This window comes from Neptuniibacter sp. QD29_5, assembly GCF_047778125.1.
Lineage (GTDB): Bacteria > Pseudomonadota > Gammaproteobacteria > Pseudomonadales > Balneatricaceae > Neptuniibacter.
Map to the genome: position 1 here is coordinate 338,796 of NZ_CP180556.1, position 22,453 is coordinate 361,248.

The window sequence follows — 22,453 nt, forward strand, 5'->3', positions numbered from 1 at the left end:
ATTATGGCTAAAATCAATTTAAGACCTTGGCGTGAAGAAAAGTCCAAAGAACGCCAGAAACGTTTCTTAATGAATTTGTGTGGTGCAGCTTTATTTGCTGGGGTTATTGTTCTAGCAGTAGGGTATTATTTTGACGTTATGCATGAACGTCAGGTTGAAAGAAATGATTATCTGAAAACTGAAGCTACAAAATTAGATAAAAAACTAAAAGAAATTAAAGAATTAAATGAAAAGAAGAAACGGTTACTTGCGCGATTAGAGGCAATTCAGCAGTTGCAGGCATCTCGGCCAATTATAGTGAGAAATTTTGATGAGTTGGTGAAGGTTTTGCCGGATGGAGCCTATTATTCTAGTTTGAGTCGTAAAGCAGATACTATTGGTATTAATGGACTTGCTGAAGATAAATTAGATGTATCAAATCTTATGAGAAACCTTGACTCATCTATATGGTTTGGTGAACCAACCCTAAGAAAAGTTCAATTGTCGAATGAAGACGGTTTGAATGCTTTTTCTTTATCTTTGCCAGTAGTAACACCAAAAGAGAAAATAGGGAGTAAGTGATGGAGGTGCTTAAAAACGCATTTAAGGGTTTTGATCCAGGGAATATGGATTTCTCTAGTGCTGGTAACTGGCCAATAGGTATTAAAATTATTTCATATCTCTTGGTCGTAGCTATTATTTTGGTGGCGGGTACTCATTTTTATATTACTGAGAAGCAGGAAGATCTGAAGCGAGTTGTCGCTAAAGAAGAAGGCCTAAAAAAACAATATAAAAGTAAAGCTCTGCAAGTTGCTAACTTAGAAGCTCTAAGGCAACAGATGCAGGATGTTGAAGGGCGCTTTAAGCAATTGTTAAAGCAGTTGCCGACAGAAAAAGAAGTGCCTGGTTTGTTGGATGATATTACTAATTTAGGTACATCGGCGGGATTGAAAATAGGATCAATCGTATTGGCTTCTGAGAAAAGAGCGGACTTCTATAGAGAGTTGCCAATCAAGATTTCAGTATCCGGTTCTTATCACCAGTTAGGCCAGTTTGTGAGTGGGGTTGCCGGTTTATCTAGAATTGTTACTATGCATAATTATGTTATTAAACCTCTGGGTACAGGCGTTTCAATGAATATTGAAGCTAAAACCTATCGGTACGATGACACAAAACCAAAACCAAAGAAAAAGAAACGTAAAAAAGGGAGGAGAAAATGATGAAAACAGTAAGATTGTTTTTCTGCTCTTTTGTAGCATTTCTTATGGTGGGTTGCGTGGATTGGATTGATGATACCAGTGATTTGCAAAAATATGTGGCTGAAATGAACAAAATTAAAGGTGGGAATATAGAGCCTTTGCCAGAGTTTAAACCATATAATAGCTTTGTATATGAGGGGGCTTCATTAAGAGAGCCTTTTAGGGCAATTGAGCTTGCTACAGAAAATGAGAGTGTGCCTGAAGATGGTTTGTTTGGAGAGCTTAAGCCTGATTTAGAAAGGGAAAAAAGTTATTTAGAATCATTTGCGCTTGATGATCTCAGTATGGTGGGAACGATTAATCAAAGAGAAGGTGATCGCCTCTGGGCTTTGGTAGAGGATCAAAATGCAGAAATACATAGAGTCACAGTAGGTGACTATATGGGGTTAGATCACGGCGAAATCACCTCTTTAGATGAGTTGCAGATAAATATAATTGAAATAATTAAAAATGGTCGCGGTGGCTGGATGAAACGCACTCGTAGCCTTGCCTTGAATGAGCCAGAATAAGGGATATTATTGTGAAAATTCGGGTCCCCATGAATACTTTTTATGCAAACATGACGAATAAAAATATATTTCTATTGTTTGTAGTTGTTTTTAGTTTGCTCTTGTCGCAGTGGGCGGTAGCTGAAGTCCGAATGAAGCAGGCTAATTTTGTGGCATTACCAGGTGGTAAGGTGGAACTCAAGTTTGACTTTGATACCCCGCCCCCATCGCCACAAACTTATATGATAAATCAGCCTGCTAGACTCATTATGGATCTGTGGGGTGTGGAAAACGGCTTAGGAACGCGTTCCTTGGATGTAAAAACTGGTCAGGTGGATAGTGTTAACTTTGCGCAAACGGATGGTCGGTTGCGTGTAGTTACGAGTCTCATTGAGTCATCATCGTACAAAACTTTCACAGAAGGAAATAGTCTCTTCGTTATTATTCAATCTGGTGGTGATGTAGCGAATAAAGCTCCAGTAGCGTCTGCAAGTATGATTTCCAAATCTCAGGTTGGTTCAGAGAATGCCTCAGGCATAATTGCTGATCGCACAAGTGTTGTTGGCATGGACTTTGAGAGGGAAGAAGGAGGTATAGGACGGGTAACTATGACTCTTTCTGATGATAAGGCTGGGGTTGATATACAGGAAGAGGGTAATAATGTCGTAGTTAATTTACTTGGTGCGGATTTGTCTCGTGCACTAGAACAGAGAGTGGATGTTCAAGACTTTGCTACACCTGTTATGTTTATTGATGCTATGGCTAATGGTGGGAATGCAAGTATTCTTGTGAAGCCTAGCGCTGAACCGTATGAATATTTAGCTTACCAAACAGATAATAAGCTAGTGCTGGATTTCAAACCTTTAAGTGCTGCTGAAAAAGAGAAGCGTGCAAAAGATTTATTCCCATTCAGTGGTGAAACTATAGATTTGAATTTCCAAAATGTGGAACTTCGGTCCGTTTTGCAAATAATAGCTGAGGTAGCAGAATTAAATTTAGTTGTGAGTGATTCTGTTGGGGGGGACATCACCCTCAGATTAAAAAACGTACCTTGGGATCAGGCGTTAGATATTATTCTAAAAACTAAAGGTTTAGATCAGAGAACTGTAGGGAATGTCTTGCTAATCGCTCCTGCAGCAGAAATTGCAAAACGGGAACAAGAAGAGTTAGAAAGCTCTCAAAAAGTAGAGCAATTGGCGCCGCTACGTACTGAATATATTCAAGTTGAATATCGTAAAGCTTCAGTCATGCTTGATGCTATTGAAAAAGCGAAGTTAATCTCTGAACGCGGTTTTGTTATGTCAGACGATGAAACTAATATCTTGATGGTTAAGGGGACAGAGACGGATATTGAAGCTATACGGAATACACTTAGACGTTTTGATGTAGAAGTAGAACAAGTTCTGGTTGAGGCACGTTTGGTGAATGCAAGATCGAGTGTGACAAAGGATTTAGGTGTACGTTGGGGATTTGGTTATAACGATATAAATAACAATGGAGAAGGGTGGATTGTTAATGATACATATGACTCGATTGATTTTGGTTCGCCTCCTACTGCTGCTGGATTACAGGTAGACTTAGGAGCTACAGCAGCTAATGCAGGGTCTATTGCTATTGGGTTTAAGCCTGGGTCAAGTTCTCTGTTAGCTTTGGAATTAAGTGCGTTAGAAACTGATGGCAAGGCGGAAGTTATTTCTCAGCCTAAAGTTATGACGACAAACGGTACTCAAGCGTCAATTGAGTCAGGTTCTGAAATTCCTTACCAGACTGTTGAAGATGGTGAGGTTAGCATTCAATTCAAAGATGTAGTGTTAAAACTAGATGTTACGCCCCGTATTAACCCAGGTGATCGTATTGCCATGGATTTGGAGATCAAGCAGGATTCTATAGGATCTGTTTTACCAAATGGTGAGTTAAGCATAGATAATAACGAGTTGAAAACTTCAGTTGTTGTTCCTGATGGCCAGACAATAGTGCTTGGTGGGGTCTTCAAAAATGAGACTAGTGAAGCAATGGGTAAAATTCCGTTACTAGGAGATTTGCCTATAATGGGCGCGCTTTTCCGAAATAAAGAGAATAAGTCGGAAAAAACAGAGTTGTTGATCTTTATTACACCTAAGTTAGTAAGAAATTCATTAACTTCACAGTAATTGTAAGAATGGTTGTTTGAATTGAACATCTTTCTCGTTGGGCCTATGGGAGCTGGAAAAAGCACCATAGGCCGTTTGTTGTCTCAAGAATTAAAGTTGGAATTTGTTGATTCTGATCGTGAAATAGAGGACCGTGCTGGTGCCGATATTCCTTGGATCTTCGATGTTGAGGGTGAATCGGGCTTTAGGGATAGAGAGGAAAGCGTCATAAAGGATCTGGCGGAAGATCGCTCAATTGTCCTTTCTACAGGTGGAGGGGCTGTGTTGAGGGCTGCTAATCGATCTACGTTGCAATCGAATGGAACGGTAGTTTATTTAGAAACATCAGTGGATCAGCAATTAGATAGAACTTCTCGTGACAAAAATAGACCTTTGCTCCAAACAGAGAACCCTAGAGCTGTCCTAGAAACGCTTATGGCTGAGCGTCATCCCTTATATCTTGATTGTGCTGACATAATAGTCAAAACAGATCGTCGTCACCCCAAAACTGTCGCAAGTGACATCATTAAACAATTGAAGGCAAAGTCACCGCTTGATGCGGAGTAGTAATTCTCTATGCAAACATTAAAAGTGGATTTGGGTGATCGCAGTTACCCTATTTTTATTGGTCAAGGTTTACTTGATCAGGGGCTAATTTCTCCATTTATCAAAGGTAAGCAGGTTCTGATTGTGACGAATGACACAATCGCTCCTTTATATCTTGAACGCTTACAAAAAACACTTACAGGCCAGTTCCAAGTAGATACGGTCATTTTGCCGGATGGAGAGCAGTATAAAAATGTGGATCAGATCAATATGATCTTTGATGCATTATTAGAAAATCGCCATAACAGAACGACAACGCTTATCGCACTAGGTGGTGGGGTTATCGGTGATATGACAGGCTTTGCTGCTGCTTGTTATCAGCGTGGGGTGAACTTTGTTCAGGTGCCGACGACTTTGCTTTCACAGGTCGATTCTTCTGTTGGCGGTAAAACCGGCGTGAACCACCCGAAAGGCAAGAATATGATCGGGGCTTTTCATCAGCCTCAATGTGTTGTTATTGATACTGATGTTTTAAATACACTCCCAGAAAAAGAGCTATCTGCAGGTATGGCAGAGGTGATTAAGTATGGTTTGATCTACGATGAAGCTTTCCTATGTTATCTAGAAGATCATATTGATGGGCTGATGGGATTGCAGTCAGATCTTCTTGAGCAGGCAATCTACCGATCTTGCGCAGTAAAAGCTGAGGTTGTTGCACAAGACGAGAAAGAAGCTGGTATTCGTGCGTGGTTGAATCTAGGGCATACTTTTGGTCATGCGATTGAGGCTGATCAGGGCTATGGCGAATGGCTTCATGGCGAAGCTGTTGGCGCAGGAACAATGATGGCGGCAGATCTGTCTTGTCGATTAGGTTGGATTTCATCTTCAGATGTTGATCGAATCAGGAATATACTTGAAGCGGCTAATCTTCCAGTATTTCCTCCTGAATCTATGGGTGTTGATACTTTTAAAGATTTGATGCTTGTGGATAAAAAGGTTGTTGATGGCAGTATTCGTCTTGTATTGCTTCAAGAAGTAGGTAAAGCAATCGTCACTTCAGATTTCCCAGCGGAGTTATTGGACCAAACCTTATCTGCGGGTAAAAAGTTAGGTAGCTGCTGTTAGTTAATGCTTTAAGAGTTGATCCTGTCTGATGAAGTCAAATATATACTTTGAACCGCCAAGCCGTCTTCAACTGCTAGATAAATTAAAGCACTTAGTCAGATTTTCTGATTTTTTGCTGTTAGTGTCAGGCGATAGAGGTGCAGGGAAAAGTACTTTATTGGATCAGCTTCAGCCTGAGAATGCTGATACAACTCTTTGTAGTTGTTTTGTAAAACCAGAAGCTGAATTGTCACAACAAAAGTTACTAGAATCCCTTATTCGACAATTACCAAGTCATGATTCGACTGGCACAGGGTTTGCCGACCAATTCAAAGTATTTAATCTTCAATTAAAAGCGCTCAATTCCGCTGGCCAGAAATGCTTGATTCTAATTGATGATGCGGAATATCTATCTAATGAAGCATTTGAATTACTGATAAATCTGCATGTAGCAGGTGCGCAGTTAATTTTGATGTCTGAACCGTCTTATGCAGAAGCTGTTTTGGCTACAGACCTTGTCAAAGCAATGGAGGGACGTGTTCATCATGTGGCTATTGAGGGTATGTCTGATGATGAGGCTGCTGAGTACCTTCAGATCTGTCACCCAGCTCTTACTTCCCTACCCGAAAAGAAGAAATCAGATTTAATTTCCCTCTCTGGTGGTATGCCAGGGCGAATAGAAACGCTTCTTGCTGGTGGGAAAATTACTGTTCCATCTAGAAAGAAAACAGCATTCCCTCTGCCAGCGATTCATATGATGGGTATTGGAATTGTTCTGATCGGAATTGTTGGGGTTTCTTTGTGGAAGTTTATGCCAGAAGAGCCTGTTAGTGATCAGCAAGTGGCTGTGGATGAACGAGTATCTGTTCCTCTAGTCGTACCTGCAACCGCTGAGCAAGCTGAAGCAATCAAAATTGATAGCGGCAACACAGGTAAGGCTGTCCAGCCTGAAAAGGTTGTTGAAAAAATCGCCCCTGTTAGAGAAGATCTTTCTGCGCGATTAAAAGAGCAGGAGGATAAACTAAAAAGTACAGTTCAACCTAAATTGGTTGAAAATGTACAGCCAAGTATTGCGGAATTTCAGTCTAAGCAAGCTCAGGAAATTGACCGTATTTCTCAAGTCGAAAGTAGTTCAAAACCTCCAGCTACTACTAAGCTGAAAATCACTAAAGTCGACACGGTTCAGTTAGAGAAAGACCTTAGAGAAGTTGTGCAGACGAGTGGCGAAACTCAACCTCCTGTTACACCTCCGAGTTCAAAGGTTAAGCTTCAAGAGACAAGGCCTAATGTATTGGCAACAGAATTGAGTGAAAGTGAGCAAGCGTTGATGAGTTGGCCTGACAAAGGTTATACATTACAGATGCTGGGTGCTAGATCTGAAGAAAGTGCGCTAGGTTTTGTTAAATCTCAGAAGAAACCGAGTGATTTTTACCATTTCTCAACAATATATAAAGGGCTGCCGTGGCATGTTGTAGTGCATGGGAAGTTTGCTAATAGAGATATTGCGAATGCAGCCATTAGAAAATTGCCAAAAGAGCTGCAAAACGTGAAGCCTTGGGCCAGAAGTATTCAGGGCGTAAAAATAGATATTAAAAGTAAAAAATAGTTTCAAAACAAGTAGATAGCTTGTTTGGTTGATGGGCTATTACCTACCAAATATCCTCGGGCAACTGTTTGAAATTTGTCCCAAACCCACTTCGCGTGTAGAATAGCTGTCCCTTTTTGCTGAGTGGCGCATATATTGCAGCAGAAAGAATTATTAAGATATTGATTTTTAAGTATTTTTAAGTGGGAATGGCTTATGAGCAAAGGTCTTTATCGCCCCGGTGAATTCAAAGATAACTGCGGCTTTGGCCTTATGGCACACATGCAAGGCCAAGCGAGTCACGATCTGCTAGAAAAAGCGATCGAAGCACTAGCGTGCATGACACACCGTGGTGGCATTGCGGCAGATGGTAAAACAGGTGACGGTTGTGGCCTGTTGATGCAAAAACCTGATGGTTTTTTGCGTACCGTTGCGCAGGAAGAATTTAACACCGATCTAGGCGAATTTTATGCGGTTGGTATGGTATTTTTACCACGTGATGCAGCGAAAGCAGAAGCAGCACGTAGCGCAGTAAATGCTGCGATTACTGATCAGGGTCTTGAAGTTGCTGGATGGCGTGTAGTTCCAACCGATGAATCTTGTCTAGGGCCTATCGCAAAAGATACCCTGCCACTCATCGAACAGGTCTTTATTACAGCGGCAAGCAAATCTGAACGTGAACTAGCAATTAGCTTGTTTACAGCACGCCGTAAAGCTGAAATAGCAATGTCAGCTGATGAAGATTTCTATATTTGTAGTTTCTCAGACAAAGTTATTTCCTATAAAGGTTTAACGATGCCTGTTGATCTACCTGTTTTCTTTAAAGACTTGGCAGATCCGCGTCTTGAAACAGCTGTATGTACTTACCACCAGCGTTTCTCTACAAACACTGCACCACGCTGGCCTTTAGCTCAGCCTTTCCGCTTCTTGGCGCATAACGGTGAAATCAATACCGTTGAAGGTAACCGTAATTGGGCTAAAGCACGTGCAAGCAAATTTGCTACAGATCTGCTGCCTAACCTAGATGAGTTGCAGCCTATTGTTAATACAACAGGTTCTGACTCCTCAAGTATGGACAACATGCTTGAGTTCCTATTGGTTGGCGGCATGGATATCTACCGTGCAGTACGTATGATCGTACCGCCAGCATGGCAGAATGTTGAAACTATGGATGCTGATCTACGTGCATTCTATGATTTCAACTCTATGCACATGGAACCATGGGATGGTCCAGCGGGTATGGTTATGACCGATGGCCGTTTTGCTGTCTGTATGCTTGATCGTAACGGTTTGCGCCCATCTCGATGGGTAATGACTAAGCAAGGTTACATCTGTACTGCATCTGAAATCGGTGTATTCAGCTATCAGCCAGAAGATATTGTGGCTCAGGGTCGTGTAGGGCCGGGTCAGATTTTGGCGATCGATACGCAGACAGGTGATGTTCTGCATACACAAGATGTAGATAACCGCCTAAAAGCGGCTCAGCCATATAAGAAATGGCTTAAAGAGAATGCTCTACGTTTAGAGCAGACTATGGACTTGGAAGAAGAGTCTAAATCTTTCCCTGCGATGTCAGCGGACGAGATTAAGACTCATATGAAGATGTTCCAGGTTACTTTTGAAGAGCGTGACCAGATCCTACGTCCACTAGGTGAGAGTGGTATGGAAGCGATCGGTTCTATGGGTGATGACAAGCCAATGGCTGTCCTATCAGACCGTGTGCGTTCTTTATATGACTATTTCCGTCAGCAATTCGCTCAGGTTACTAACCCACCTATCGATCCTCTACGTGAAGCGATCGTAATGTCGTTAGAAACGTGTATCGGTTCTGAACAGAACGTGTTCGAAGAAACTCCTGAGCATGCTCGTCGTGTAATTCTGACTACGCCTGTACTATCCGCGAGCAAGTTTAACCGTTTGCGTGATAATCAGGAGCCGGGTTTTGAAGTTGCGCAAATTGATCTGAACTATAACCCTGAAGAGATTTCTCTAGAGGGTGCGATCAAGTCTATTGCCGACCAAGCTGAGCAAGCTGCTCGAGATGGTAAGGTAATTCTCGTGCTAAGCGATGCTAATATCGCTCGTGGTTGCCTCCCTGTTCACGCTGCTTTGGCAACAGGTGCAGTTCATCACCGTCTAGTTGATAAAGGCTTGCGTTGTGATGCCAACATCGTTGTAGAAAGTGGTACGGTTCGTGATCCTCATCACTTCGCGGTACTATTTGGTTTTGGTGCGACAGCTGTTTACCCATACCTTGCTTACCGTGTTCTTAACGATCTTTGTGCTGCAGGCGAAATTCAAATTGAGCCGCTTCAGTCTCATGAAAACTACCGTAAGGGTATTAACAAAGGCTTGATGAAGATCCTATCTAAGATGGGTATCTCCACTATTGCTTCTTACCGTGGTGCGCAGTTGTTTGAAGCTATCGGTCTAAGCTCTGAAATCGTTGATCTTTGTTTCAAAGGTGTTACTAGCCGTATTGAAGGTGCTCGTTTTGAGGACTTCCAATTTGAACAGGGCCTACTAGCGAAAGAAGCTTGGACTGCGCGTAAGCCAATTCAAGCCGGTGGTTTGCTTAAGTATAAGCACGGTGGTGAATACCACGCTTATAACCCAGACGTAGTTAAGACAATCCACGAAGCGGTAGAAACAGGTAATCCTGAAGCTTACCAACGCTATGCTGAGCTGGTGAATAACCGCGGTTACGCAACTCTGCGTGACATGCTGGGCTTACGCAAAGATGTTAAATCTATCTCAATTGATGAGGTAGAGCCAGCTGACAATATTTTCCCGCGTTTCGACTCTGCTGCAATGTCACTAGGTGCATTGTCTCCAGAAGCTCACGAAGCACTTGCTGTTGCGATGAACGAACTTGGTGGTCGTTCTAACTCCGGTGAAGGTGGTGAAGATGCTGCTCGTCACGGCACGATGAAGCGTTCTAAAATCAAGCAGGTTGCTTCGGGTCGTTTCGGTGTAACACCAGAATACCTATCTAACGCTGAAGTTATGCAGATCAAAGTAGCTCAAGGTGCTAAGCCGGGTGAAGGTGGTCAGCTACCTGGTGGTAAGGTTAATAGCCTGATTGCACGTCTACGTTACTCTGTACCAGGCGTGACGCTAATTTCACCTCCGCCGCACCACGATATCTACTCTATCGAAGATTTGGCACAGCTAATCTTTGACCTGAAGCAGGTTAACCCGGAAGCGCTAGTTTCTGTGAAACTGGTATCTCGTCCAGGTGTAGGTACGATCGCATGTGGTGTTGCTAAAGCATACGCAGATTTGATCACTATCTCAGGTTACGATGGCGGTACAGCTGCATCACCAATGACCTCGATCCATTACGCAGGTTCTCCATGGGAGCTTGGTCTTGCCGATGCTCACCAGTCTCTACGTGGTAACCAACTACGTGGCTCTGTTCGTCTACAAACAGACGGCGGTCTGAAGACTGGCTTGGATGTTGTAAAAGGCGCGATCCTAGGTGCTGAGAGCTTTGGCTTCGGTACAATGCCAATGGTTGCGTTGGGTTGTAAGTACCTACGAATCTGTCACTTGAATAACTGTGCGACCGGTGTTGCGACTCAGAATGACAAACTGCGTGAAGATCATTTCCGCGGTACGGTAGAGATGGTCAAGAACTTCTTCCGCTTCGTTGCTGAAGAAACTCGCCAACTAATGGCGCAACTAGGTGTTCGTTCCATGGAAGAGCTAGTAGGTCGCGTAGATCTTCTAGAGATCCTAGACGGTGAAACACCACGTCAGAAGAATTTGGATCTATCTCCAATTCTGACATCTGCTGGTGAAGAGTTCCCTAACACTTGTCAGGTAGAGCGTAACGAGCCTTACGATCTAGCTGAACTGAATACTCAGATGCTAGAGCTTGCTGAGAAAGCGATTGCTGATAAGACTGGCGGTGAATACGAACTTGTTATCACTAACTGTGACCGTTCAGTAGGTGCCCGTACATCTGGAGCAATTGCTAAGCAGCACGGTAACCTGGGTATGAGCGATCAGCCTGTAACCTTCAAGTTTAAAGGTCATGCTGGTCAGTCATTCGGTGTTTGGAACGCTGGCGGTCAGAACCTATACCTAGAAGGCGATGCTAACGACTACGTTGGTAAAGGTATGGCTGGCGGTAAGATCGTTATCCGCCCATTTGATGAAGTAACATTCAAGTCAAATGAAACTGCCATCATGGGTAATACCTGCCTATACGGTGCAACTGGCGGTAAGCTATTTGCAGCGGGTCAAGCAGGCGAGCGTTTTGGTGTACGTAACTCTGGTGTACATGCTGTTGTTGAAGGTGCTGGCGATCACTGTTGTGAATACATGACAGGTGGTCTGGTTACTGTGTTGGGCTCTACGGGCTACAACTTCGGTGCTGGTATGACAGGTGGCTTTGCTTACGTTCTGGATATGGATAACAGCTTCGTGGATAAATATAACCACGAGCTAGTAGAGATTCAGCGTATCCACACTGAAAACATGGAAGCTTACAAAAATCATCTGCGCTCTGTGATCATTGAGTTCACTAAAGAGACAGGCAGTGCTTGGGGCCAAGAGATCATCGATAACCTAGATGATTACATAGGTCGCTTCTGGTTGGTTAAGCCAAAAGCTGCAAGCCTGAATGATTTGCTATCGAATATCCGTACACGTCCGGAATAAGCAGCAGATTTAAAAAGTAGATGAAGAATAATCCGCAGCCCTGCTGTTAAGGGCTGCTTTTAAGAGGTGAGGATTATGGCTGACCGTTTGAACAACGATTTTCAGTTCCTCGATGTGGGTCGTAAAGGACCACAGAAAATTGATGCAGATGTACGTAAAGAAGGCTTTGGTGAGATCTACGAGCCGTTTGCGAAAGAAGAAGCATCTGAGCAATCACACCGCTGTTTAGAGTGTGGTAACCCATATTGTTCATGGAAATGCCCTGTGCATAACCATATCCCGAATTGGCTGAAGCTAATTTCTGAAGGGAACATCATGGAAGCGGTTGAGTTAAGTCACCAGACTAACTCTTTACCAGAGGTTTGTGGTCGTGTTTGTCCGCAAGATCGTCTTTGTGAAGGTGCTTGTACACTGAACGACGGTTTTGGTGCGGTAACTATCGGTTCCGTAGAAAAATACATTACAGATACTGCATTCGCGATGGGTTGGAAGCCTGATATGTCTCAGGCGCCAAAGACTGATAAGAAAGTTGCAGTGATTGGTGCGGGCCCTGCAGGCTTGGCAGCTGCGGACGTTCTTGTACGTAATGGTGTTAAACCTGTTGTATTTGATCGTAACCCAGAGATCGGCGGTCTTCTAACGTTCGGTATTCCAGAATTTAAACTGGAAAAAGACGTAATGTCTCGTCGTCGTGAAATCTTTACTGAGATGGGTGTTGAGTTCCGTCTGAATACTGAAGTAGGTAAAGATGTACAGATGCAGGATCTGATCGATCAATACGATGCAGTATTCCTAGGCATGGGTACCTACACTTACATGAAAGGTGGCTTCCCAGGTGAAGATCTAGAGGGTGTGTATGATGCACTTCCGTTCTTGATCTCTAATGTGAATAACTGCCTTGGCTTCGAGCAAGATGAAAACGGTTTCATTGACCTGAAAGGCAAGAAAGTGGTTGTCCTTGGTGGTGGTGACACTGCGATGGACTGTAACCGAACATCTATCCGTCAGGGCGCTGAGTCAGTTATCTGTGCTTACCGTCGTGACGAAGCGAACATGCCTGGTTCTAAGAAAGAAGTGGAAAATGCGCGTGAAGAAGGCGTACAGTTCCAGTTCAACCGCCAGCCAGTTGAAGTTGTAGGTGAAAACGGCAAAGTAACAGGTATCAAAGTTGTAAGCACGCAGATGGGCGAGCCAGACGAAAATGGTCGTCGTCGTGCTGAAGTAGTTCCTGGTTCTGAAGAAGTTCTAGAAGCTGATGCAATTCTTGTGGCATTTGGTTTCCGTCCTAGCCCGGCGCCATGGTTTGCTGATTTTGGTATTGATCTGCATGAAGATGGCCGTGTTAAAGCGCCAGAACAGCATGCTTTCCCGTTCCAGACTACTAACGAAAAAGTTTTCGCTGGTGGTGATATGGTACGTGGTTCCGATCTAGTAGTTACTGCGATTGCAGAAGGTCGTAAAGCTGCTGAAGGTATTATGGATTATCTAGAAGTTTAACTTCTATATCGTCCGATTGAAAAATCCGGTACTTCTTAGAAGACCGGATTTTTTTGTGTCTAAAAATGCTGTTCAACGATTGATAATCGTACGGCGAATGCTGCTTAAGAAATCTTTGATAGCTAAGTGCTTCAGTTTTGCTTGCGCTGGAGGAGCCAATATCCAACCAAGCCATCTCCTTTTGAAATCCTACAAGTTTTGCAGGGGCGAGATTAATAGGTGTAGAGGACTGGGATTGGTAGCCAGTTAAAGCGATTGATAACAGTAATAGACAGAATTTTTTAAACTTAGATCACAAAGTTAGTTAATGAAGGATGGAATCACAGGTAATTCCTCTTAAAAATCGTTAAAATAGCGACCAATTCGAATTTACAAGATATAAGTGGCTGACACAAATGGCTGAATTGAAAAACGATCGTTTCCTACGTGCATTACTTCGTGAACCTGTAGATGCAACTCCAGTTTGGATGATGCGTCAGGCAGGTCGTTACCTTCCAGAGTACCGTGAAACTCGTGCGAAAGCAGGTGATTTTCTGAGCCTTTGCAAAAATAAAGAGTTGGCTTGCGAAGTTACAATTCAGCCTTTAGAGCGCTATGACCTAGATGCTGCGATTTTGTTTTCCGATATCCTTACAATTCCAGATGCGATGGGTCTTGGACTTTATTTTGAAGTAGGTGAAGGCCCGCGTTTCAAAAAGATCATCCGTACTGAAAAAGATGTAGCTGATCTACCTGTGCCAGATGCAGCAACTGATCTTGATTACGTAATGAATGCGGTAAAAGAGATCCGTCGAGAATTAAATGGTCGTGTACCACTCATTGGTTTCTCTGGTAGCCCTTGGACCCTTGCAACTTACATGGTTGAAGGTGGTTCTAGTAAAGACTTCCGTCATGTTAAGCAGATGATGTATGCAACGCCTGAGATTATGCATGCATTGCTAGATAAACTAGCTCAGTCTGTAACAACTTACTTGAACGAACAAATTCGCTCTGGTGCTCAAGCTGTACAGATTTTTGATACTTGGGGTGGCGCGCTAAGTGGTCCTTGCTACCAGGAGTTCTCTTTAAAGTACATGAAGCAGATCGTTGATGGTCTGATCCGCGAACATGATGGTCGTAAAGTGCCAGTAATCATGTTTACTAAGAATGGCGGTCAGTGGCTAGAAGCGATGGCTGAAGCAGGCTCTGACGCATTAGGTCTGGATTGGACAACAGATATCGGTAATGCGCGTGCGCGTGTAGGTGATAAAGTTGCTCTTCAAGGCAATATGGATCCAAGTGTTCTATATGCTCCAGCAAGCCGTATTGAACAAGAAGTAGAGTTCATTCTAGGCCAGTATGGCAACGGTTCTGGCCACGTATTTAACCTAGGCCATGGTATTCACCAATTTGTAGATCCTGCGCAGCCTAAGGCGTTTGTTGATGCTGTACACGAATTAAGTGCGAAGTATCACCAGTCTTAATTTGGGTTTTGATTTCAGAGGGGCATTTGCCCCTCTTTGTTTATAAGAGTGATTAATGAACAAGCTTACTCATCTTTTAGAAAGCAACCGCGAATGGGCGGAAAAGATAAATCAGGAAGACCCTCAGTTTTTTGAAACGCTAGCGCAACAGCAATCACCTGAATATCTATGGATTGGCTGTTCTGACAGTCGAGTGCCAGCCAACGAGATTGTTGGCATGATGCCGGGTGAACTGTTTGTTCACCGTAATGTTGCGAACGTGGTCGTACATACCGATATGAACTGTTTGTCAGTGGTTCAATACGCGGTAGAGGTACTTAAAGTTAAACACATCATGGTCGTTGGTCACTATGGCTGTGGTGGTGTGGCGGCTTCTATCGAAGATGAACCGCATGGGCTTATTGATAATTGGCTGCGTAATATTCGTCGTGTTTATGACAAACATAAAGACTTCCTGTCTACATGGGATGATTCGCACCAGCAGTTAGATCGTTTGTGTGAGCTTAATGTAATTGAGCAATCGATGAATCTTTGTGAAACCACAATTTTGCAGCAAGCTTGGGCTAATGATCAGGAGATAACCGTACATGGTTGGATCTATGGTTTACGAGATGGCTTGGTAAATGATCTTGAGTTCAATGCATCCAGTGCGGATGATGTTAGGCATCAGTACCAGCTTGCGATGAACAAAATGCATAAACTTCGTGAGTTAGCTCAGTCTTCTGAGCTACCACAAGAAAATGCGCGTACTATGTGGAATAAAGTTAAATCGATTTTTAATTGAATTCTGATTGGATTAGAAAAAAGGCCGCATATTTTGCGGCCTTTTTTATCAGCTTTTTATACCAAGAAATGTGTTATTTATTCACGGCAGCGAGCGCTTGTTCTAAATCTGCAATCAGATCATCAGCGTGTTCAATGCCTACCGATAAACGAACCATCTCTGGCGATACGCCAGCTGATGCCAGTTCCTCATCATTGAGCTGACGGTGTGTTGTTTCAGCTGGAATGGCCGCAAGAGATTTACAGTCACCAATGTTTACCAGTCGCGTGAAAATCTGCAGAGCATCATAGAACGGTGCTGTGGCTGCTCTGCCTGCTTTTAGACCGAAACTGATAATGCCGGATGCTTGCCCGTTCAGATATTTCTGAGCAAGATCGTAGTCTTTATGGCTTTCAAGGCCTGCATACTTCACCCAGCTAACCTGATCATGTTGCTCTAGGAAGTTAGCAATTTTTGCGCTGTTTTCATTGATGCGCTCCATACGTAGGGCCAGAGTTTCTAGGCCTTGTAGGATCATGAAGGCATTCATAGGAGAAATAGCGGCGCCGGTGTTGCGAAGTGGTACTACACGACAGCGACCAATATAAGCGGCTGGGCCAAGGGCTTCGGTATAGACAACACCATGATAAGACGCGTCAGGTGTATTTAGCAGAGGGAAACGTTCAGCATTGTCAGCCCACGGGAATTTACCCGAATCGATAACCACGCCACCAATAGAGTTCCCGTGTCCGCCAATATATTTTGTAACTGAGTGAACAACGATGTCGGCACCGTGCTCGATGGGGCGCCACATAGCTGGACTTGGTACTGTGTTATCCACAATCAGCGGGATGCCATTACGGTGTGCTACATCCGCTAGCTTTTCAATATCAGCGATGCCGCCTGATGGGTTACCCACAGATTCACAGAAAAGCGCTTTAGTGTTTGCATCGATTTTGCTCTCTATTGCGCTAACGTCATCTTTATTAGCAAAACGAACTTCGATCCCTTGGTGCGGTAGGGTGTGAGCAAACAGATTGTAGGTACCACCGTACAATTCACTGGTGGAGATAATATTGTCTCCAGTCGCTGCAATTGTTTGAATCGCGTAAGTGATTGCTGCCATACCTGACGCCACAGCAAGAGCAGCGATGCCGCCCTCCATTTCTGCAAGGCGCTTTTCAAGTACGTCAGTCGTTGGGTTCATGATGCGGGTATAAATATTACCTTCGACTTTAAGGTCGAAAAGGTCAGCACCATGCTGAGCATCATCAAAAGCATAAGATGTAGTTTGATAGATCGGAACCGCAACCGCTTTGGTTGTTGGGTCTGGGGAGTAGCCACCGTGAACGGCAATTGTTTCCAGCTTCATATACATCTCCTGTGATGTAGGGGTTTACCCTTGTTCTTATATAGGAGTCTGATTGTAGAGCAATCATAAAATAAGAAAAGATCTATAGGTTATAAGCAGAGTGTTGGGTAGAATTCTTACTTATAGATAAAGCTTTGGAGAGAGTGATGGCACGCCAAAAAACAGCCTACGTATGTAATGACTGTGGAGCCGATTACACTAAGTGGCAAGGGCAGTGTACCGCCTGTAATGCTTGGAATACCTTAACCGAGGTACGTTTAGCGACTGCGAAGACCGCTACGAACGAAGCGCGTAATGTGCGTTTTGATGGTTATGCTGGTGGTGCTGGTAAAGATAAGGTGGTTAATCTCTCTGAAGTAGCGTTAGAGGAGATGCCGCGCTTTACTTCCGGCGCAGGCGAGCTGGATCGAGTGCTTGGTGGTGGTTTGGTTCCTGGGTCTGCAGTTTTGATGGGTGGTCATCCAGGTGCCGGTAAAAGTACTTTGTTGTTACAGACGATGTGTTTTTTGGCTGAACAGATGCCTGCACTTTATGTCACGGGTGAGGAATCTTTGCAGCAGGTGGCGATGCGCGCTAGCCGTTTAGGTTTGCCAACCGCGCAATTAAAAATGCTCTCTGAAACTAGCGTTGAAGAAATCTGTAACACCGCTCAACAGCTAAAACCGAAAGTGATGGTTATTGATTCTATCCAAGTGATGCACATGGCTGATGTGCAATCAGCGCCGGGTTCTGTATCTCAGGTAAGGGAGTCAGCTGCGTACCTGACTCGGTATGCAAAACAAACGGGTACAGTTCTATTTCTTGTGGGTCATGTCACTAAAGATGGCTCTTTGGCAGGGCCCAAAGTTTTGGAACATATGATTGACTGTTCCCTTCAGCTTGAGGGGTCGTCTGATTCTCGTTTTAGAACCTTACGCTCGCATAAAAACCGTTTTGGTGCGGTGAATGAATTGGGTGTTTTCGCCATGCTCGAAAACGGCCTAAAGGAAGTTAAAAATCCAAGTTCAATATTTCTTAGCCGTGAAGAAGGTCCGAGCCCTGGTAGCGTTGTGATGGTGGTTTGGGAAGGGACTCGTCCGCTGTTGGTGGAAATTCAGGCGTTGGTCGATCAATCCCACATGAATAATCCGCGCCGTGTTGCCGTAGGTTTGGAGCAAAATCGCATGGCTATGCTGCTAGCTGTTTTGCATCGTCATGGCGGTATAATGACAGGCGATCAGGATGTCTTTGTTAACGTTGTTGGCGGGGTGAAGGTACTAGAGACTAGTGCTGATTTGGCTTTGCTATTGGCAGTTGTGTCCAGCTTCAGGGATCAATCTTTACCACATGATCTGATGGTGTTTGGTGAGGTGGGCTTATCGGGTGAAATTCGTCCTGTGCCGAACGGTCAGGAAAGGATCCGAGAAGCTGCTAAGCATGGCTTTAAACGTGCGATCGTTCCCAAAGGAAACGTCCCTAAAGAGCAGCTTCAAGGTATGGAGGTTGTAGCTGTTACTAAACTGACTGAGGCTTTAGAGGCGCTCTAGTTAGTCTTCAAAAAAATGATCTAATTCACGTTCTAGTAATGCTTCGTCGCCTAAGTTAAGTTCGACTAGGCGGCGTAATAGTGTCAATGAATCTAAATCCAAATTCTCGATGAGAAAACCGTACTCATTGTCACGTTGATGGGCTAATGTTGCTGGTGTACGGATTGCAATGTCATCACCGAGCAGATGAATGACAGCTTGAACCTCATCTCCTTTTTGGAGTGCTAGTGCTTGCTCACTTTTTACAAGAATACCATTGAAAGAAATATCGACTAGGGTAACGTCCCAAGTGTCGTTATTTTGCTTCAATTCAGTCTGAGCATCAAAGTTGATACGGGTAAAGCGACGGCGTTCAGTATCTGATGTGGTCACAGCATTTCTTCCTAAGAAAAAGTGTATTTAACTCATATAATTATAGACATTACTTCAAAAAAAAATGGGGTCAAGGATTTATCGTTTATATAACCCTTGAAAAGAAAAGGTCTTTCGCATAGGTTGGTATCTGAGCTGGAATGCAATGTTGAAGTTATCATTGTATATTCGGTTATATAACAAAAATAAAAACACAAGTTGTAAAATATATGTTGTTAGAAACGTTTCTAGATCTTTCTAGTGGTCGTCGCCATTCAAGGTATTTTAATCAGACGCGCAGTCACTTTCTGTTCCGTCGTATCCGAATTATTTCACTATTACTCGCTTTGATTCAGCCTGCTTGGTTACTGGTAGATTATCTTTTGCTGCCAAAAGATATGTTGCAGTCTATTGCCTATGCTAGGGCAGCTACTGCCTTGGCTTGTATCGCTTTGGCCTTGTGGGGTTTTAAACGCTATAGCATGAGACTCGCTAAACTAAGGCTAGCGTTACTTGTAATAATCTTATCAGCTTTCCAATGTGTATCTAGCTCGATGCTAATCGCCCATGGCTATGAATCTAATGTCGCGGGATACCACTTCTTTCCATTTATGATTATGACGATGATGGCTGTTTTTCCTTTGTCTATTTTAGAGGCGCTAGGGTATGCAGCGGTTTTGTTAGTGGTTGAATACAGCACTCAACTGGTTAGGGATATAGCGGGGAGCGTTGAAGGTATTAACAGTCTTTGGCTATTAGCTGTGCTTGGGTTGATTGCCTGTTGGGCCGCGGTAAATCAGCTTAATATGTTGCTTGGTTTGTATCGTCAAGCTACTCGAGATCCTCTAACAGGATTGGCTAATAGAAGGCAGGCTATGGAACAATTGGATGGCGATATTAAACTCATGCGTGAGCAAGGAAAGCCTCTCAGTGTTTTGTTGTTTGATCTTGATAAGTTCAAAAACTTTAATGACCAGTATGGGCATGCTGCAGGAGATATAGTTTTGAAGCGTTTCGCAAAAGTAATGCGAAAATCTGCTCGTAAAAGAATGGATCTTGTCTGCCGATATGGTGGTGAAGAGTTTTTAATGGTGCTGCCTGGTTTTGATACGGAGAGAGCTGTCGAAGTGGCTGAGCAGATCCGCGTGGGTTGCCACGATGAGCAGGTGAAAACTCCTTCTGGAGAACGAATTGGCTTTACCACTAGTATAGGTGTTGCCAGTTTGAAAGCTGAAGATGACGTGGATTCGCTATTGCAACGCTCCGACGATGCTCTTTACAGTGCTAAAGATACGGGCCGAGATAAGGTTAATATTGCTGACTAATTGTTTTGAAATAAAAAAGCCGGGCACTGCCCGGCTTTTTTATTGGTATAGGAATTATAGATCCGCAATACGCTTGTACTTGATACGTTCTGGCTGATGCTCTTTACCGTAGCGGCGTTTGTAATCAGCTTGGTACTCAGTGTAGTTGCCTTCGAAGAACTCTACGTGGGAGTCACCTTCGTAAGCCAGCATGTGAGTACAGATACGGTCAAGGAACCAACGGTCGTGGGAAATAACTACCGCACAACCTGGGAATGCTAAAAGAGCTTCCTCAAGGGCACGTAGTGTTTCGATATCAAGGTCGTTGGTTGGTTCGTCTAATAGTAGAACGTTGCCGCCTTCTTTAAGCAGTTTCGCCATATGTAGACGGTTACGCTCACCACCAGAAAGATCTTTAACGAACTTCTGCTGATCGCCGCCTTTGAAGTTAAAGCGTCCACAGTAAGAGCGAGAAGGCGTCGTGTAGTTACCTACTGTGATCATGTCCTGACCATCAGATAGTTCTTCAAATACTGTTTTGTCGCCGTTTAGATCGCGAGACTGGTTAACGTAAGCTAATTGAACAGTGGAACCGATTTCGATCTCACCAGAATCTGGCTGCTCTTCACCTGCGATCATACGGAACAGCGTAGATTTACCAGCGCCGTTACCACCGATGATACCAACGATAGCACCCTGTGGAATCGAGAAGCTTAGGTCTTCAAACAGGACTTTGTCGCCATAAGCTTTAGAAATACCATTCGCATCGATAACTTTATCGCCAAGACGTGGTCCTGGTGGAATGTAGATTTCCTGTGTTTCATTACGAGATTGGAACTCTTTAGAGTTCATCTCTTCGAACTGCTTAAGACGCGCTTTGGATTTAGATTGACGGCCTTTAGAACCTTGGCGTACCCATTCAAGTTCGGCAGAAACAGATTTACGGTGAGCCGCTTCCTGCTTCGCTTCTTGTTCTAAGCGAGCTTCTTTCTGTTCTAGCCAAGAAGAGTAGTTACCTTCGTATGGAATGCCGCGACCACGGTCTAGTTCCAAAATCCAGCCTGCAGCGTTATCTAGGAAGTAACGGTCGTGGGTAATCGCCACAACGGTACCTGGGTATTCCTGAAGGAAACGCTCGATCCAAGCAACAGATTCTGCATCCAAGTGGTTGGTCGGTTCGTCTAGAAGTAGCATGTCTGGTTTGTCTAATAGTAAGCGGCATAGCGCTACACGACGACGTTCACCACCGGATAGGTGCTTAACTTCTGCATCCCAAGCTGGAAGACGCATCGCATCAGCAGCACGTTCCAGTGCTGTTTCAAGATTGTGACCATCTTTCGCTTGGATCAAATTTTCGAATTCAGCTTGTTTCTTAGCTAATTCATCAAAGTCCGCATCTGGTTCTGCGTAAGCTGCATAAACAGCTTCTAGGCCATCTAGCGCTTCTTTTACATCAGCAACTGACTCTTCAACGATCTCGCGAACGGTTTTTGTTTCGTCTAGTTCTGGTTCCTGAGGTAGGTAACCAACGTTGATGCCAGGCATTGGGCGAGCTTCACCGATGATGTCGGTATCTAAGCCAGCCATGATTTTTAGCAGGGTAGATTTACCCGCACCGTTTAGACCCAATACACCGATTTTGGCACCTGGGAAAAAAGAAAGAGAGATATCTTTCAGGATTTCACGCTTTGGCGGAACGATTTTGCCAACGCGGTTCATTGAATAAACGTACTGAGCCATGAAGGGTTCAACTCTTATTTGTTAAATAATTAATGCTCCCGATTTTACCGGAAATTGGTAATTAATATCTATCTTGATCCTGATCAATTTTTGAACTGGCGAGAGTCGAAAGGCTTTCTAAACTGAGATTATGAATCTGCTGTATAGAAAGTAACCACACAATAGAGGAGAGTGATCATGGGTGAACTATCAAGATTTAACAGCCTTTTTGATGATGCTTTCTTGAATCGTTTCTTTGTTCCAGTGACTGCAAGCGGTGATGATAAAGTGCCTGCTATAGATATTCATGAATCTGATACCGGGTACTGTATAAAGGCAGATTTACCTGGAGTGAAAAAAGAGGATGTACAGGTAAGTTTGGAGCATGGTTTGTTAACGATTAAGGCTGAAACTAAAACAGAGGATAAGGAAGAAAAAGAAGGGAAAATAATTCGTCAGGAGCGTCATTTCGGACAATTTGTAAGACGGTTATCTGTTGGTGAAAGTGTTGATCCAGATAAAATTACAGCGAAATTTTATAATGGCGTGTTGGAAGTCAATTTGCCCAAGCCAGACCAGGGCGCTGCTAAAACGGCGAATGTAAAAGTCGAATGATCCTATTCCGATTGTAAAAAGAGCTTGGGGGAGCCCCTGAGCTCTTTTTATTGAATAAAATTGAAGCAGTTTTGCGGATGATTCA

17 protein-coding genes are annotated in these 22,453 nt (G+C 43.7%); 14 read left to right on the top strand and 3 right to left on the bottom strand.

Annotation, left to right across the window (positions count from 1 at the left end):
• The first annotated feature begins 3 nt into the window (after positions 1-3).
• The 11 genes from ACMXYR_RS01430 (at position 4) to can (ending at position 15,502) form a co-directional block, all read left to right on the top strand.
• Positions 4-561 (top strand): PilN domain-containing protein, encoded by a 558-nt coding sequence (locus ACMXYR_RS01430; RefSeq protein ID WP_415902636.1) that lies wholly within the window; start codon positions 4-6, stop codon positions 559-561.
• Positions 561-1,199, top strand: coding sequence for a type 4a pilus biogenesis protein PilO (locus ACMXYR_RS01435; protein ID WP_415902637.1), 639 nt, complete (start codon positions 561-563; stop codon positions 1,197-1,199). The genes ACMXYR_RS01430 and ACMXYR_RS01435 overlap by 1 nt, the downstream gene beginning before the upstream one ends.
• Positions 1,196-1,747, top strand: coding sequence for a pilus assembly protein PilP (locus ACMXYR_RS01440; protein ID WP_415902638.1), 552 nt, complete (start codon positions 1,196-1,198; stop codon positions 1,745-1,747). Before ACMXYR_RS01435 ends, ACMXYR_RS01440 begins: the two co-directional genes overlap by 4 nt.
• Before the next feature lie 29 nt (positions 1,748-1,776).
• Positions 1,777-3,876 (top strand): type IV pilus secretin PilQ, encoded by a 2,100-nt coding sequence (gene pilQ, locus ACMXYR_RS01445; RefSeq protein WP_415902639.1) that lies wholly within the window; start codon positions 1,777-1,779, stop codon positions 3,874-3,876.
• 45 nt (positions 3,877-3,921) lie between these two features.
• The gene (gene aroK / locus ACMXYR_RS01450; protein WP_415903666.1) at positions 3,922-4,422 is read left to right on the top strand and encodes a shikimate kinase AroK; all 501 of its coding nucleotides are present in this window, start codon (positions 3,922-3,924) and stop codon (positions 4,420-4,422) included.
• Between the two features lie 9 nt (positions 4,423-4,431).
• On the top strand, positions 4,432-5,526 hold the full coding sequence (aroB, locus tag ACMXYR_RS01455; protein WP_415902640.1) for a 3-dehydroquinate synthase: 1,095 nt from the start codon (positions 4,432-4,434) through the stop codon (positions 5,524-5,526).
• A 28-nt stretch (positions 5,527-5,554) separates the two neighbouring features.
• Positions 5,555-7,111 carry an AAA family ATPase gene (locus tag ACMXYR_RS01460; protein WP_415902641.1) on the top strand — a complete coding sequence of 519 codons (1,557 nt, stop codon included), beginning with the start codon at positions 5,555-5,557 and terminating at the stop codon, positions 7,109-7,111.
• Positions 7,112-7,306: 195 nt separating this feature from the next.
• Positions 7,307-11,758: a glutamate synthase large subunit gene (gene gltB, locus ACMXYR_RS01465; RefSeq protein WP_415902642.1), complete on the top strand. Its 4,452-nt coding sequence runs from the start codon at positions 7,307-7,309 to the stop codon at positions 11,756-11,758.
• A gap of 75 nt (positions 11,759-11,833) precedes the next feature.
• Entirely contained in the window at positions 11,834-13,255 is a 1,422-nt protein-coding gene (locus ACMXYR_RS01470; protein WP_415902643.1) for an FAD-dependent oxidoreductase, read from the top strand.
• Between the two features lie 395 nt (positions 13,256-13,650).
• Positions 13,651-14,718 carry a uroporphyrinogen decarboxylase gene (gene hemE, locus ACMXYR_RS01475; protein WP_415886718.1) on the top strand — a complete coding sequence of 356 codons (1,068 nt, stop codon included), beginning with the start codon at positions 13,651-13,653 and terminating at the stop codon, positions 14,716-14,718.
• Between the two features lie 55 nt (positions 14,719-14,773).
• Complete coding sequence (can, locus tag ACMXYR_RS01480) at positions 14,774-15,502, top strand: carbonate dehydratase (protein ID WP_415902644.1); 729 nt, start codon at positions 14,774-14,776, stop codon at positions 15,500-15,502.
• A gap of 73 nt (positions 15,503-15,575) precedes the next feature.
• Here the strand turns inward: can and ACMXYR_RS01485 are convergent, their stop codons facing one another.
• Positions 15,576-16,853, bottom strand: a complete 1,278-nt coding sequence (locus ACMXYR_RS01485; protein WP_415902645.1) for an O-acetylhomoserine aminocarboxypropyltransferase/cysteine synthase family protein — start codon at positions 16,851-16,853, stop codon at positions 15,576-15,578.
• Positions 16,854-16,999: 146 nt separating this feature from the next.
• Here ACMXYR_RS01485 and radA point away from each other — a divergent pair, with 146 nt between their 5' ends.
• Positions 17,000-18,379 carry a DNA repair protein RadA gene (gene radA, locus ACMXYR_RS01490; protein ID WP_415902646.1) on the top strand — a complete coding sequence of 460 codons (1,380 nt, stop codon included), beginning with the start codon at positions 17,000-17,002 and terminating at the stop codon, positions 18,377-18,379.
• Here the strand turns inward: radA and ACMXYR_RS01495 are convergent, their stop codons facing one another.
• On the bottom strand, positions 18,380-18,751 hold the full coding sequence (locus ACMXYR_RS01495) for a PilZ domain-containing protein (protein ID WP_415902647.1): 372 nt from the start codon (positions 18,749-18,751) through the stop codon (positions 18,380-18,382).
• A gap of 209 nt (positions 18,752-18,960) precedes the next feature.
• On the opposite strand from ACMXYR_RS01495, the gene ACMXYR_RS01500 reads away from it, so the two are divergent.
• Positions 18,961-20,055, top strand: coding sequence for a GGDEF domain-containing protein (locus ACMXYR_RS01500; protein ID WP_415902648.1), 1,095 nt, complete (start codon positions 18,961-18,963; stop codon positions 20,053-20,055).
• Positions 20,056-20,109: 54 nt separating this feature from the next.
• Here the strand turns inward: ACMXYR_RS01500 and ettA are convergent, their stop codons facing one another.
• On the bottom strand, positions 20,110-21,774 hold the full coding sequence (gene ettA / locus ACMXYR_RS01505; protein ID WP_415886726.1) for an energy-dependent translational throttle protein EttA: 1,665 nt from the start codon (positions 21,772-21,774) through the stop codon (positions 20,110-20,112).
• Positions 21,775-21,951: 177 nt separating this feature from the next.
• Here ettA and ACMXYR_RS01510 point away from each other — a divergent pair, with 177 nt between their 5' ends.
• Positions 21,952-22,368: an Hsp20/alpha crystallin family protein gene (locus tag ACMXYR_RS01510; RefSeq protein ID WP_415902649.1), complete on the top strand. Its 417-nt coding sequence runs from the start codon at positions 21,952-21,954 to the stop codon at positions 22,366-22,368.
• Positions 22,369-22,453: the final 85 nt, after the last annotated feature.